Here is a 12,688-nt window from a genome sequence, read left to right as displayed (position 1 = left end):
CGTAGGCGCTGGCGGCCTGCCCCCTTGCACGACGCATTGTCGCTCTCGGGCGATCTTCTTGGACAGGATGTACGGGTCGCGGGTCAGGGGATGACGGGCTTGGCGGAGGCGAGCACGACCCAGACCTGCCCGGGGGCGAAGTTCATCGGCTCCCCCGCCTCCGTGGTGAAGACGGTGCCGTCCTTCTCCTTGGGGCGCGACCAGCGGGCCTTGAAGGCCTGGCCGTCGCGGAGCACGATCGCCCTGCCCTTGCCGGTGCTGTGCACCAACGGGGTGTAGCTCTGGTTCTTGTCGTGGAACTGCGAGCGCTCGGTCTTGGTGTACTGCACGACGATCGTGGGCGCGCCGAGCTGGCCGCCCTCGGCCGCCATGTCCTTCTTGCCGTCCTGCCAGATCAGCCACTTGCCCGCGGTCTCCGACCAGCCGAAGCTGAACCTCGCCGCCGGGTACTTCACGCTGTACATCTTGCGCGGCACGCCGCCCTCGGCGGGCGCGTCGCCGAAGGTGAACCCGATGTCCTTGGCCCTGCTCGCCTTGGGCGCCCCGGCCAGCAGCTGCCTGGTGTTGGCGAACAGGTTGTAGGGGGCGAAACGGCCCGGCTGGCGGAAGTACGCGCCCGGCTCCCTGCTGTCGGAGACGTCGTAGAGTGGCGCCTCGGCGATGAAGGGGAGCATCTTGGTCTGCGCGCCCGAGTAGGCGAAGGCGGGCCTGCCGAACTGCGGGACGATGTGCAGGTCGGAGATGCGGGCGCTGCGGACCGGGCCGACCTTGGCCGGGATCTTCGAGGAGAAGATCGCCATCAGGCGGGTCAGGCCCGCCTCGACCTGCTCGACGTAGACGACGTCGGCGCTCTTCAGGCCCAGCTGCGGCTTGCCGGCCGAGGTGTTCTCGATCTTCACCGCGAGCACCGCCTTGCGGGCCGCGCCGGGCAGGCCGGTGAAGGGGTGGGTCGGCTCGGGCGTGGGGGTCGGGGCGAGGCTGGGCTCGCCGGCCGCGCCCGCGGGGTTGCCCGGCGCGGCCGGGTCGTCGGAGGAGCAGGCGGCGGCGGGCGCCAGGATCGCGGCTCCCGCCAGCGTGACGGCGATCATCCGGGACACCCGCACGGCTCATCTCCTCAAGTCGGCCACTCGGTCACTCGGCCACTCAGTCATGAATCGCCAAGAGCTTACCGGTGTCCGACTTGTCAGATACTCCGCTTCATATACGCCTTAATCATCCTTATTCAGCGGCCAAAGCCTTCGGCGGGACGTCGTCGATCTCGAAGAAGGCCGGGTACTCGGTGTGCCCGGCCAGCCGCAGCGTGCGGGCCAGCCAGCGGCGCTGCGCCGTCCGGGTCACGCCCACCGCGTTGTTGTAGAACCGGCGGGAGTACAGGACCTTGGCCACCGCCGCGTCCAGCTCCTCCAGCAGGTCGGACCCGGCCGGGGTGTCGGCCAGCCGGTCGCGGAAGCGCTCCTGGTCGACGACGGCGCGCAGGGCGCGCGACAGGTCGCTCTCGGCGTGCTCGCGCTCCTCGGGCCCCGCGGTACGGGCCTCGTGGGCGGCCGCGGCCAGCACCAGGCTCGTGGCCGGGTCCAGCAGCCGGGAGGCCGCCAGCTCCAGGCTGACGGCGGTGCGCCGCACCAGGGCGGCGTCCAGGGACTCGCGGGCCAGCTCCAGCCGGATGTGCATCCGGTCGAGCCGCCCGGCCCGCCAGGAGATGTAGACGGCGAGGAGCACCACGATCGCGCCCGCCAGGAACAGCGTGGTCGTCACGGCGTCTCGTCCCTCTCACCAACGGCTCCCACGGCGGCGCCCGCCGCGCCCGGCACCGCGTCCTCCTCGACCCCGGCCGTGCTCGCCACGGTCTCGTACACCCGCAGGACGTCGCGGGCGACCGTCGACCAGTCGTACTTGCGCACGGCCAGGCGGGCCTCCTCCGACAGCCTGGCCCGGCGCCCGGGGTCGTCGAGCAGCGCGGCGGCCTCGCGGGCGAGCGACGCGGCGTCGCCCGTCTCGAACAGCGCCCCCGCCCGGCCCTCGTCGAGCACCTTGCGGAAGGCCGGGATGTCGCTGGCCAGGACCGCCGCGCCGGCCGACATCGCCTCGGTCAGCACGATGCCGAAGCTCTCGCCGCCAAGGTTGGGCGCGCAGAAGACGTCGACCGTGTGGTAGGCCCGCACCTTGTCCTCCTCGCTGACCATGCCGAGCAGGCCGATCCGGTCGTGGAAGGCGGCCGGGACCCGTCCCAGCACCTCGTCGGCGTCACCGGGCCCCGCCAGCAGCAGGCGCAGCGCCGGCCGCTCGGCGGCCAGCAGGGCGAACGCCTCCAGCAGCACCGGCAGGCCCTTGCGCGGCTCGTCCATCCGGCCGAGGAAGCCGATCACCTCGCCCTCGTCCCAGCCGGGCAGCGGCTCGCCCTCGGCGTAGCGGCTCACCGTCACCCCGTTGGGGATGAGCACGGCGTCGCCGCCCATGAACTCCACCAGGGTCTTCCTGGCGGCGTCGGAGACCGCGATCCTGCCGCCGATCTTCTCCAGCGCGCTCATGATGACCGGCACCCCGACCGAGAAGGAGCGGGAGTTGCCGTACGAGGCGTGGAAGGTGGCCACGATCGGCCCCCTGGCCACCCAGCAGGCGAGCAGGCCGAGCGAGGGGATGGCCGGCTCGTGCACGTGCAGCACGTCGAAGCGGCCCTCGCGCACCCAGCGGCGCACCCGGTTCGCCGACAGGAACCCGAACGACATCCTGGCCACCGACCCGTTGAACGGCACCGGGACGGCCCGGCCCGCCGAGGTCACGTACGGGGGCAGCTCGGCGTTCTCCGCGGCCGGGGAGATCACCGAGACGTGGTGGCCGTCGGCCATGAGCGCCTCGGCCAGGTCCTGGATGTGCACCTGGACACCGCCCGGCACGTCCCACGTGTAGGGGCAGACGATGCCGATCCTCATGACCGGGGCTCCCCGGGCTCCCTGGGCTCCAGATCTTCGAGCCAGAGGCGCTGGAGCATGTGCCAGTCCTCGGGGTGCTCGGCGATGCCCTTCTCGAAGACGGTGGCGAGGCTCTGCATGACGACGGCCACCTTCTCCTTCCTGGCGCCCTCGGCCGGGACCGCGATCTCCTCGTGGAACTGCAGCCCCCAGCCGTCCTCCTCGAAGTAGGGGATGGCCGGGATGAGGGCGGCCCCGGTGTGCACGGCCAGCAGGCCGGGACCGGCGGGCATCCGGGTGGCCGCGCCGAAGAACTGCACCTCGACCCCGTTCGCGGTCAGGTCGCGCTCGGCCGGCAGGGCGACCGGCAGGCCCGCGCGCAGGCGCTGGGCCAGGGTGCCGAAGGTGTTGCCCTCACCGCCGGTGAGCGGCAGCACCTCCATGCCGAGCCCCTCGCGGAAGGCGGTGTAGCGGTGGAAGAGCGACTCGGGCTTGAGCCGCTCGGCGACCGTGGTGAAGGGGTGGCCCGTACCGGCGAACCAGGCGCCCGCCTGGTCCCAGTTGCCCATGTGCGGCAGGGCGAGGACCACGCCCCGCCCCTTGGCGAGGTTGTCGTAGACGGGCTCGGCCCCGGTCACCCGCATGCGGGAGACGAGCTCCTCGACGGGGATCGAGGGCAGCCGGAACACCTCGTGGAAGTAGCGGAAGTAGGAGCGCATGCCGTCACGGCTGAGCGCCCGGATCGCCGGGTCGCCGGGCGAGGTGCCCTTCACCCTGGCGAGGTTGGACTCCAGCCTGAGCACCGACTTGCCCCGGCGCTTCCACAACCGGTCGGCGGCGGCCCTGAACGCCCAGGCGGTGAGCCTCTCGGGCAGGCGGGGCACGACCGTCCAACCGGCGCCGAAGGCCGCGGCGACGAGACGGTCCTGGGGGGAGGGCTTGTCGGTCATCGATCTTTCCGATCAGCGGAGGGTCCGTGGCGGGTGGGAGACGGCCTGCCGGCGCACGTGCAGCAGGCGCTGGCCGACCGTGACCGCGCTGGCGGCGGCGAGCAGCCAGAGCCCCGCGGCCAGGATGTACGGGACGCCCAGGCCGCCGAGACCGGCGGAGACCAGGCCGACGACCAGGCGCTCGGGCCGCTCGGCGAGGCCGACGTCGCACGTCATGCCCAGCGCCTCGGCCCTGGCCTTGACGTACGAGACCACCGCCCCCGCGACGAGGCAGAACAGCGCGACCCCCGCCAGCACCCGCTGCCCGCTCACGACGAACCAGAACACCAGCCCGGAGAAGATGCCCGCGTCGCCGACCCGGTCGAGGGTGGAGTCGAGGAAGGCGCCCCAGGTGCTGCCGGGGCCCGTCATCCTGGCCATGACCCCGTCGAGGAGGTCGGCCAGCACGAAGAAGGTGATCACCACCGTGCCGACGAACAGCTGGCCTCGCGGGTAGAAGAACAGGGCCGCGGCGACGGTGCCGAGCGTGCCGGCGGCGGTGACCGCGTTGGGGCTGATCCCGCGGCGGGTCAGTGCCCTGCCCAGCGGGGTCAGGAGCCTGGTGACGGCGGGACGCAGAAGTTTCAGCATGGCGCTCCGATCGTAGGCCACCGGGCCTGCGAGCGCGCATCGGCGACGGGAGCGGCGAGCCGCGGGGAACGGCGCCCGCGGGGGCGGCGCGGGACCCCGGAACGGTCCGGGCGCTTAGCGATCAGGGCTGCCCATCGCAAGAGGATGGTCACATCCCTCTTGTGATATTCGCCACATGGGTATTTGGTGAACAGACCGAGTCCGCACGATGAGCGGGCCCGGCAGCGGACCCCGGGGGTACGGCCCCACCAGGCCGCGCCCCTTCGGCAACGACGCGGGAGGCGATGTGGCGGAGAGAGCGACCGGCGGACCAGCGGGAGCCGCGGGGAGGGCACCCGCGGCCGACCGGCCCGGCATGATCAGAAACGTCGTGCTGGTCGGCCATTCCGGTGCCGGCAAGACAACACTTGTGGAGGCGTTGCTGGCCGCGACGCGGACCGTCCAGCGGTCCGGCAGGGTCGAGGACGGCACGACCGTGAGCGACTTCGACGAGGTCGAGGTGCGCCAGCAACGCTCGGTGAACCTGACCGTGGCCCCCGTGGTCCACAACGACATCAAGATCAACCTGCTGGACACCCCCGGCTACGCCGACTTCGTCGGCGACCTGCGCGCCGGGCTGCGCGCGGCCGACGCGGCGCTGTTCGTCGTCTCGGCCGTCGACGGCGTGGACGGCCTGACCAGGATGCTGTGGGACGAGTGCGCGGCGGTCGACATGCCCCGCGCGGTCGTGATCACCAAGATCGACCACCAGCGGGCGGACTTCGAGAACGCCCTCGCCGCCTGCCAGGACGCCTTCGGCGACGGCGTCTCGCCGCTCTACCTGCCGGTGGTGACCAACGGCAAGGTGAACGGCCTGATCGGCCTGCTGAGCCAGAAGTTCTACAACTACGCGACCGGCACCCGGACGGAGAACTCCCCCGGCCCCGCCTACGCCGACCAGATCGAGGTCTACCGGGGCGCCCTGATCGAGGGCGTCATCCAGGAGAGCGAGGACGAGTCCCTGATGGACCGTTACCTCTCCGGCGAGGAGATCGACACCAAGGCCCTCATCGAGGACCTGGAGAAGGCCGTCGCGCGCGGCGGCTTCTACCCGGTGCTGGCCACCGGGACCGGCGTGGGCGCGCTGGAGGTCCTGGAGCTCATCACCCAGGGCTTCCCCTCCCCGCCCGAGCACCCCCTTCCGGAGATCATGTCGATCGACGGCAGGCCCGTCTCCGGCATCACCTGCGACCCCGACGGGCCCCTGGTCGCGGAGGTCGTCAAGACCACCAGCGACCCGTACGTGGGCAGGATCAGCCTGGTGCGGGTCTTCTCCGGCACGCTGCGCCCGGACATGACGGTGCACGTCTCGGGGCACGGCCTGTCCGACCGCGGGCACGAGGACCATGACGTGGACGAGCGCATCGGCGCGCTCTCCTCGCCGCTGGGCAAGCACCAGCGGACGACCGCCAAGTGCGTGGCCGGGGACATCGCGGCGGTGGCCAAGCTCGCGCGCGCCGAGACCGGCGACACCCTGTCGGACCGGGAGAACCCGCTGCTGATGACGGCCTGGTCCATGCCCGAGCCGCTGCTGCCCGTGGCGATCCAGCCCCGCTCCAAGGCCGACGACGACAAGCTGGGCCAGGCGCTGCAGCGGCTGGTCGCCGAGGACCCGACGCTCCGGCTGGAGAACAACCCCGAGACCCGCCAGCTCGTGCTGTGGTGCATGGGCGAGGCCCACACCGACGTGCTGCTCGACCGGCTGAGCAGGCGGCACGGCGTGGAGGTGGAGAAGACCGAGCTGCGGGTGCCGCTGAGGGAGACCTTCGGCGGCAGCTGCCAGGCCCTGGGGCGCAATGTCAAGCAGACCGGCGGCCACGGCCAGTTCGCCGTCTGCCACCTGGAGGTCGAGCCCCTGCCCTCCGGCGGCGGCTTCGAGTTCGTGGACAAGATCGTCGGCGGCGTGGTGCCGCGCCAGTTCATCCCCTCGGTGGAGAAGGGCGTGCGCACCCAGATGCAGCGCGGGGTGCTCGCCGGCTACCCCATGGTCGACGTGCGGGTGACCCTGTACGACGGCAAGGCCCACTCGGTCGACTCCTCCGACATGGCGTTCCAGATCGCCGGGGCGCTCGCGCTGAAGGAGGCCGCGGCCAAGGTGCCCACGCTGCTGCTCGAACCGGTCGACGAGGTGTCCATCCTGGTGGCCGACGACCACGTCGGCGCGGTGATGTCCGACCTGTCCTCGCGCAGGGGCCGGGTGCTCGGCACCGAGCCGGTGGGGGTGGGACGTACCCTCGTCAGGGCCGAGGTGCCCGAGCTGGAGATCACGCGATACTCGATCGATCTGAGATCCATGTCACACGGGACGGGGACGTTCCGGCGGGTCTTCCTTCGCTACGAGCCTTTGCCCTCGCACCTGATGGACAAAGTCACCGGCTGACAGGGCGGTGAGACGCGCGCCGGACGGAGCCCCACCCCCGGGGAGCGCGCACCGTCCGGCGCACGTCCCCCAGCATGCACACATGTAACAGAGTCATCACGAAAGGATTTCGTTTTTCCGTTCAAAGCACACCGGCGCTGGTGCCACACTGGGGAACCATGCGACACGGACGCCCTCTTCTGGCCGCTGCCGCCCTCGCCGTACTGACCACGGGGGCCGCCTACACCTTCGGCCCCGACGCCGCGCCCGCCCGGCCGAAGGCCGGCAAGAGCTCGGCGGTCTCCGCCGAGACGGTCGGCGCGACGGCCCCGGCGGCGCGGTGCGACGTCGACGCGAAGTACCCCAAGCGGCAGCTGCGCGGGGTGTGGATCGCCACGGTCAAGAACATCGACTGGCCCTCGCGGACCGGCCTGTCCCCGGCCCGCCAGCAGGCCGAGTACGTCAAGATCCTCGACAACGCGGTCAAGCGGCGGTTCAACGCGGTGTTCGTCCAGGTCCGCCCCGCCTCCGACGCGCTCTACAAGTCGGACCTGGAGCCCTGGTCGCAGTATCTGACCGGCACCGCGGGCAAGGACCCCGGCTGGGACCCGCTGCCCTTCCTCGTCGCCGAGGCCCACCGGCGCGGCCTGGAGTTCCACGCCTGGTTCAACCCCTACCGCGCCTCCGCCGACGCCGACCTGTCCAAGCTGCCCGCGAGGCACCCGGCCCGGCTGCACCCCGAGTGGATCGTGAAATACGGGGACCTGGCCTACTACAACCCCGGCCTGCCCGCGGTCCGCGACTACGTCACCAAGGTCGTCAAGGACGTGGTGACCCGCTACGACGTCGACGGGGTCCACTTCGACGACTACTTCTACCCCTACCCCGTGCCGGGCGCGAAGTTCGCCGACGGCGCCGCCTTCGCCAAGTACGGCAAGGGCGCCAACCTCGCCGACTGGCGCCGCGCCAACGTCAACAAGCTGATCGCCCAGGTCGACAAGACCGTGCACGAGGTCAGGAACAGCGTGAAGTTCGGCGTCAGCCCGTTCGGGATCTGGCGCAACAAGTCCGACGACCCCAGCGGCTCTGCCACCGGCGGCATGTCCGCGTACGACGCCATCTACGCCGACGCCCGCCACTGGATCAAGAAGGGCACGGTCGACTACGTCATCCCCCAGCTGTACTGGCCACGCGGGTTCAAGATCGCCGACTACGACGTGCTGACGCCCTGGTGGGCCAACGAGGTCAAGGGCACCGGGGTGCAGCTCTACATCGGTCAGGGCCTCTACCGGGTCGGCGCCACCGACACCGCCGCCTGGACCAAACCCGGCGAGATGTCCTCCCACCTGACCCGCAACCGCAAGTACGGGCAGGTCTCCGGCGACGTCTACTTCAGCGCCAAACAGCTCTCCACCAACCCGCTGGGCGCGCTCGACCGCGTGGCCAAGGACCACTACAGCCGCCCGGCGCTGCTGCCGCTGATGAAGGACCGCGGCGGCCAGGCCCCGGCCAGGCCCGCCGACGCGCGGCTGCAGGGCGCCTCGCTCAGCTGGAAGAGCTCCCCGGACGCCCGCTCGTACGCGGTCTACCAGATCACCTCGGGCAGGGCCGGGGAATGCGCCACCGCCGACGCCCGCAATCTGATCGCCGTCGTGCCCGCGGCGGCCGGCGGCCGCCAGGTCTTCACCACCACGGTCGGCGGCACCTTCCTGATCACCGCCCTCGACCGCCTGCAGAACGAGAGCGCCCCCGCCGAGGTCATAGCCGGGACGTGAGGACCCGGTCCCGGCCGGTCCCCTGACCGGCTGGACCCGTGGCACGATCTTCCCCTACGGTGCCAGCACTTGGCAGGAGCTGAAGGGGAGGTCGTTCGTGAAGCGGACGCTTGTCGCGCTTGCGATGGTGCTGGGCCTGCTGTGGCCGGGGGCCGCGCACGCCGCCACGCAGGCCGACGGACGGGTGATGCTGATCGGCGTCCCCGGCCTGCGATGGAGTGACCTCAGCCCCACCGGCACCCCGAACCTGTGGCAGCTGGCCGGGCGGAGCGCGGTCGGATCCCTGTCGGTCCGCGCGGTGGGCAGGGTGACCTGCCCCTACGACGGGTGGCTGACGGTGTCGGCCGGGGTGAGGTCCGCGGTCGGCTACGGCTGCGGGCTGCCCCCGCTGCCCGAGTCCGACCAGGCGGGCGCGGTCATCCCCGACTACGGGTACCTGCACCAGGTCGCCGGCCAGCGCAACGCGGGCACCCTCGGCGAGGCCGTGAACGCCGCCGGCGAGTGCACGCTGGCGATCGGCCCCGGGGCCGCGCTGGCACTGGCCGACCGCTCGGGCAAGGTCGACGTGTACGCCCCCTCCCCCGCGCAGGTCCGCGCCGACGTGCTCACCAAGTGCCGGGTGATGGCCGTCGACGTCGACGACCTGATCCGTCCGTACGTGACCGGCGAGCGGCTGCCGCAGGAGGAGGACCGGCTCACCGCGCAGGAACGGGCCGCGGCGCTGCGACTGGCCGACGCCAAGGCGGGGGCGGTGCTGACCGTGCTGCCCGAGGACGTCGGCGTGCTGCTGGCGGGCCTGTCCGACCACGGCGGCAACCCGCACCTGCGGGTGGCCATGATGCGCGACGGGGACATCTCCGGCCGCTTCCTGGGGGCGGCCTCCACCCACCGCGACGACACCACGATCCTGCCGGACATCACCGCGACGATGCTCTCGCTGACCGGGATCGCCACGCCGGCGAGCGTGATCGGGGTGCCCTGGCAGGCGAGCGAGAGGCGCACCGGCGGCACCGAGGCGGCGCGCCTGGAGCTGGACCGGGCCGACGTGGCCGGGGAGACGATCAGGAACGTGGGCGGGATCTTCTTCACCGCGGTCGCGGTGCTGCAGGTCGCCTTCTACCTGACCGCGTTCCTGCTGCTGCGCCGAAGGCGGGGGCTGACCGGCATCCGGGTGGCCGCGATCACGCTGGCCTCGGTGCCGGTGTCGACGTACCTGGTGAACCTCACCCCCTGGCACCACGCGGGGGCGCCGGTGCTCGCGCTGGTCGGCGGGATCGCCGGATGCGCGCTGCTGCTGGCCGCGGTGGCGCTGGCGGGGCCCTGGCGCCGGGCGCCGCTCGGGCCGCTGGCGGTGGTGGCCGGGGTGACGGCGGCGGTGCTGGCGGGCGACCTGCTGACCGGGACGACCCTGCAGCTCAACAGCGTGATGGGCTACAGCGCCGTGGTCGGGGCCCGCTACTACGGCCTGGGCAACATCCCGTTCGCGCTCTTCGCCACCTCGGTGCTGCTGCTGGCCGCCACGATCGCGCACCGGCTGACGCGCGGCGACCGCCTGGACGTCACCGACGCCGTCGCTCCCGGCTCGGCGACGGACCGGCCGGCGGGCGGGAGCCGGGCGAGCATGGCGGCGACGGACCGGCCGGTGGGCGGGAGCCGGGCGAGCATGGCGGCGGCGGCCGTCGTGGCGGTGCTGGGCGGCTTCGCGATGATCCTGGGCGGCTGGCCGGGCGTGGGCAGCGACTTCGGCGGCGTGATCGCGTTCGTGCCGGGCATCGCGGTGACCGCGCTGCTGATCGCGGGCAGGCGGGTCTCGATCGTCAAGCTGGGCGCGTTCTGCGTGGCGGGCGGCGTCATCGTGATGTCCATCGCCTACCTCGACTATCTGCGCCCGCCGGGCTCACAGACCCACCTGGGCCGCTTCGTCGGCCAGGTGTTCACCGGCGAGGCCCTGGAGGTGATCGGCCGCAAGCTCAGCGCGATGCTGGGCACCCTGCTCAGCCCCAACCTGATGCCGGTCGTGATCGCCGCGGTGGCGTTCCTCGTCTACGCGCTGCTGCGCCCCGAGCAGGCGACCGCGGGGGTGCTGCCCGCCGCGTTCGCGCACTCCCCCGCGCTGAGGGCCGGTCTGATCGGCACCCTGGTCAGCGGGGTGGTCGGCATGCTGGTCAACGACTCGGGCGCCGCGGTGCTGTCCATGGCGCTGGCGCTCGCCGTGCCGCTGACGCTGTCGGCGGGCATCAGCGCCCTAGGGGGCGGTGCCCCGTCGCGCTACGAGGACCCGGGCCAGGACCCGGCGAGCAGTTCCCTGGTGTCGCGCAGCAGCTGAGGGAGCACCTTGGTCTGGCCGACGACGGGCATGAAGTTGGTGTCGCCGCCCCACCTGGGCACCACGTGCTGGTGCAGGTGGGCGGCGATCCCGGCGCCCGCCACGCCGCCCAGGTTCATGCCCACGTTGAAGCCCTGCGCGCCGCTGGCCTTGCGCAGGGCGACCAGCGCCCGCCTGGTGAAGTCGGCGAGCTCGAAGGTCTCGGCCTCGTCCAGGTCCGTGTAGTCAGGCACGTGCCGGTAGGGGCAGACCATCAGGTGGCCGGAGTTGTACGGATAGAGGTTGAGCAGCGCGAAGACCGTCTCACCCCGGGCGACGATCAGGCCGTCCTCGTCGCTCATCTTCGGGATCTCGCAGAACGGGCAGCCGTCCTCGGGGCCGGAACCGGTGGGTTTGCCGCCTCCCTTGATGTAGGCCATCCGGTGGGGGGTCCAGAGTCTCTGGAACGCGTCCGGGATCCCCGCTCCGTACTGCGCCTCCGGCTCGTTGCTCATGGTCGCCAGCATATTGCCACGCCGATCCCCGCGTTCTTGCGCCTCCCCTCGCCCTCGCGCCCGCCCCCGGCCGCCCGGAGTGCTTGAAGTGGTCGAATTGACCGGAATGCAGTGCTGTGACGGGAGTGGCGGCGTATGTCACACGGTATTGCCGGACGAATGCGCCGGATTTCCGGCAGAATCCCCCAAGCACGACCACCGACTGCCGAGGAGCACCCCATGACCGACGTCTCCGTCGAGGAGCCGACCGAGGAGACCGCGTCCCCCGGGTCCCCAGCGTCTCCGGCGCCTTCCGCGTCTTCCACGTCCTTTACTTCTTCCGCGTCCTCCAGGCCCTCCGGGTCATCCGGGTCCTCCGGGTCCTCCGTGGAAACGGGCGGGAGGCCCAGCCGCCCGTTCTCCCTCAGCCTGTCCCTGTCCGCCGACACGGAGCCGCCGGCGCCGCCGGCGCCGCCGGCGCCGCTCCCGTCGGTTCCGTCTTCCGGCGAGCCGGTCTCCTCCACGGGCGAGCCCTACCTGGCCGTGGTCGAGGCGCTCCCCGAGCCGTCCCCCGCGTCCGAGGTGCCGGACGACGCGCCTCCCCCCTCCCTCGCCAGGGCGGTGCCGGCCGTGGCGGCATCCCCGGTGTCCCCGGTGTCCCCGGTGTCCCCGGTGTCCCCGGTATCCCCGGTGCCTCCCGTCTCCGCGGTCTCCTCGGCCGTGGTGAAGGGCCGGATCAAGGTGGCCGACGAGGTGGTGGAGAAGGTCGCGGCCCTCGCCACGCTGGAGGTCGCGGGCGTCGCCGAGCTGGGAGGCGACGCCGCCCACGCGGTGGAACCGATGCGTGAGCGCGCGGGCATCGCCAGGCGCGGCCCCCGGGGCGTCAACGCCCACGTGCAGGACCGTACGGCGGCCGTGGACGTGACGATCGTCGCGGAGTACGGGCACGTGGTGATGGACGTGGCCAACGAGGTCAAGACCAACGTGGCCCGGACCATCAGCCGGATGCTGGGCATGCGGGTCGTGGAGGTCAACGTCGACGTGGAGGACGTCCGCATGCCGGGCGAGACCGGCTCCGAGGCTCCCGCCCGGCCCGGAGACGACGCGTAAGGACCCCGAGGGCACCCGGCCGAGGTCGCAGGCGTCGACACGCCGAGGAACCCCGGCCGGGCTGCGGGGCATCGGGCTTCCGAGGGCTTCGGCGAAGACCGTAAGCCGTCAGAACAC

10 protein-coding genes are annotated in these 12,688 nt (G+C 72.2%); 4 read left to right on the top strand and 6 right to left on the bottom strand.

The genetic code is table 11. The features are described from left to right. Nucleotides 1–83 precede the first annotated feature (83 nt). The 5 genes from ACFYWM_RS36830 to pgsA all read right to left on the bottom strand — a co-directional run bounded on the left by ACFYWM_RS36830 (nucleotide 84) and on the right by pgsA (nucleotide 4,489). Nucleotides 84–1,103, bottom strand: a complete 1,020-nt coding sequence (locus ACFYWM_RS36830) for a DUF3048 domain-containing protein (protein ID WP_389923849.1) — start codon at nucleotides 1,101–1,103, stop codon at nucleotides 84–86. A 115-nt stretch (nucleotides 1,104–1,218) separates the two neighbouring features. Then, nucleotides 1,219–1,755 (bottom strand): hypothetical protein, encoded by a 537-nt coding sequence (locus tag ACFYWM_RS36825; RefSeq protein WP_389923846.1) that lies wholly within the window; start codon nucleotides 1,753–1,755, stop codon nucleotides 1,219–1,221. Beyond that, a complete protein-coding gene (locus ACFYWM_RS36820; RefSeq protein ID WP_389923844.1) occupies nucleotides 1,752–2,930 on the bottom strand; it encodes a glycosyltransferase family 4 protein in 1,179 nt (392 codons plus the stop codon). Before ACFYWM_RS36820 ends, ACFYWM_RS36825 begins: the two co-directional genes overlap by 4 nt. Further along, the gene (locus ACFYWM_RS36815) at nucleotides 2,927–3,859 is read right to left on the bottom strand and encodes a phosphatidylinositol mannoside acyltransferase (protein ID WP_389923841.1); all 933 of its coding nucleotides are present in this window, start codon (nucleotides 3,857–3,859) and stop codon (nucleotides 2,927–2,929) included. The genes ACFYWM_RS36820 and ACFYWM_RS36815 overlap by 4 nt, the downstream gene beginning before the upstream one ends. A gap of 12 nt (nucleotides 3,860–3,871) precedes the next feature. Next, a complete protein-coding gene (gene pgsA, locus ACFYWM_RS36810; protein ID WP_389923838.1) occupies nucleotides 3,872–4,489 on the bottom strand; it encodes a phosphatidylinositol phosphate synthase in 618 nt (205 codons plus the stop codon). Nucleotides 4,490–4,775: 286 nt separating this feature from the next. On the opposite strand from pgsA, the gene ACFYWM_RS36805 reads away from it, so the two are divergent. The 3 genes from ACFYWM_RS36805 (at nucleotide 4,776) to ACFYWM_RS36795 (ending at nucleotide 10,988) form a co-directional block, all read left to right on the top strand. Continuing rightward, nucleotides 4,776–6,908: an elongation factor G-like protein EF-G2 gene (locus ACFYWM_RS36805; RefSeq protein WP_389923836.1), complete on the top strand. Its 2,133-nt coding sequence runs from the start codon at nucleotides 4,776–4,778 to the stop codon at nucleotides 6,906–6,908. A 158-nt stretch (nucleotides 6,909–7,066) separates the two neighbouring features. Continuing rightward, nucleotides 7,067–8,662, top strand: a complete 1,596-nt coding sequence (locus ACFYWM_RS36800; RefSeq protein ID WP_389923833.1) for a glycoside hydrolase family 10 protein — start codon at nucleotides 7,067–7,069, stop codon at nucleotides 8,660–8,662. A 97-nt stretch (nucleotides 8,663–8,759) separates the two neighbouring features. Further along, nucleotides 8,760–10,988 carry a hypothetical protein gene (locus ACFYWM_RS36795; RefSeq protein WP_389923830.1) on the top strand — a complete coding sequence of 743 codons (2,229 nt, stop codon included), beginning with the start codon at nucleotides 8,760–8,762 and terminating at the stop codon, nucleotides 10,986–10,988. On the opposite strand, the gene ACFYWM_RS36790 is transcribed toward ACFYWM_RS36795, so the two are convergent. Then, nucleotides 10,931–11,482, bottom strand: a complete 552-nt coding sequence (locus tag ACFYWM_RS36790) for an HIT family protein (RefSeq protein WP_389923827.1) — start codon at nucleotides 11,480–11,482, stop codon at nucleotides 10,931–10,933. The two genes, ACFYWM_RS36795 and ACFYWM_RS36790, sit on opposite strands and share 58 nt — an antisense overlap. Nucleotides 11,483–11,848: 366 nt before the next feature. Between ACFYWM_RS36790 and ACFYWM_RS36785 the strand changes: the two genes are divergently transcribed. Continuing rightward, nucleotides 11,849–12,571 carry an Asp23/Gls24 family envelope stress response protein gene (locus tag ACFYWM_RS36785; protein WP_389923824.1) on the top strand — a complete coding sequence of 241 codons (723 nt, stop codon included), beginning with the start codon at nucleotides 11,849–11,851 and terminating at the stop codon, nucleotides 12,569–12,571. Nucleotides 12,572–12,688: the final 117 nt, after the last annotated feature.

It is taken from the genome of Streptosporangium sp. NPDC002721 (assembly GCF_042888905.1).
Classification (GTDB): Bacteria; Actinomycetota; Actinomycetes; order Streptosporangiales; family Streptosporangiaceae; genus Streptosporangium.
Note: the sequence above shows the minus strand (reverse complement) of the source record. Positions and strands in the feature narration are given on the sequence as shown.

Bases quoted from the DNA above. Each gene is read 5' to 3' on its own strand.
- pgsA (WP_389923838.1), bottom strand. From the start codon at position 4,489: ATGCTGAAACTTCTGCGTCCCGCCGTCACCAGGCTCCTGACCCCGCTG.
- ACFYWM_RS36800 (WP_389923833.1), top strand. From the start codon at position 7,067: ATGCGACACGGACGCCCTCTTCTGGCCGCTGCCGCCCTCGCCGTACTG.
- ACFYWM_RS36790 (WP_389923827.1), bottom strand. From the start codon at position 11,482: ATGAGCAACGAGCCGGAGGCGCAGTACGGAGCGGGGATCCCGGACGCG.
- ACFYWM_RS36815 (WP_389923841.1), bottom strand. From the start codon at position 3,859: ATGACCGACAAGCCCTCCCCCCAGGACCGTCTCGTCGCCGCGGCCTTC.
- ACFYWM_RS36820 (WP_389923844.1), bottom strand. From the start codon at position 2,930: ATGAGGATCGGCATCGTCTGCCCCTACACGTGGGACGTGCCGGGCGGT.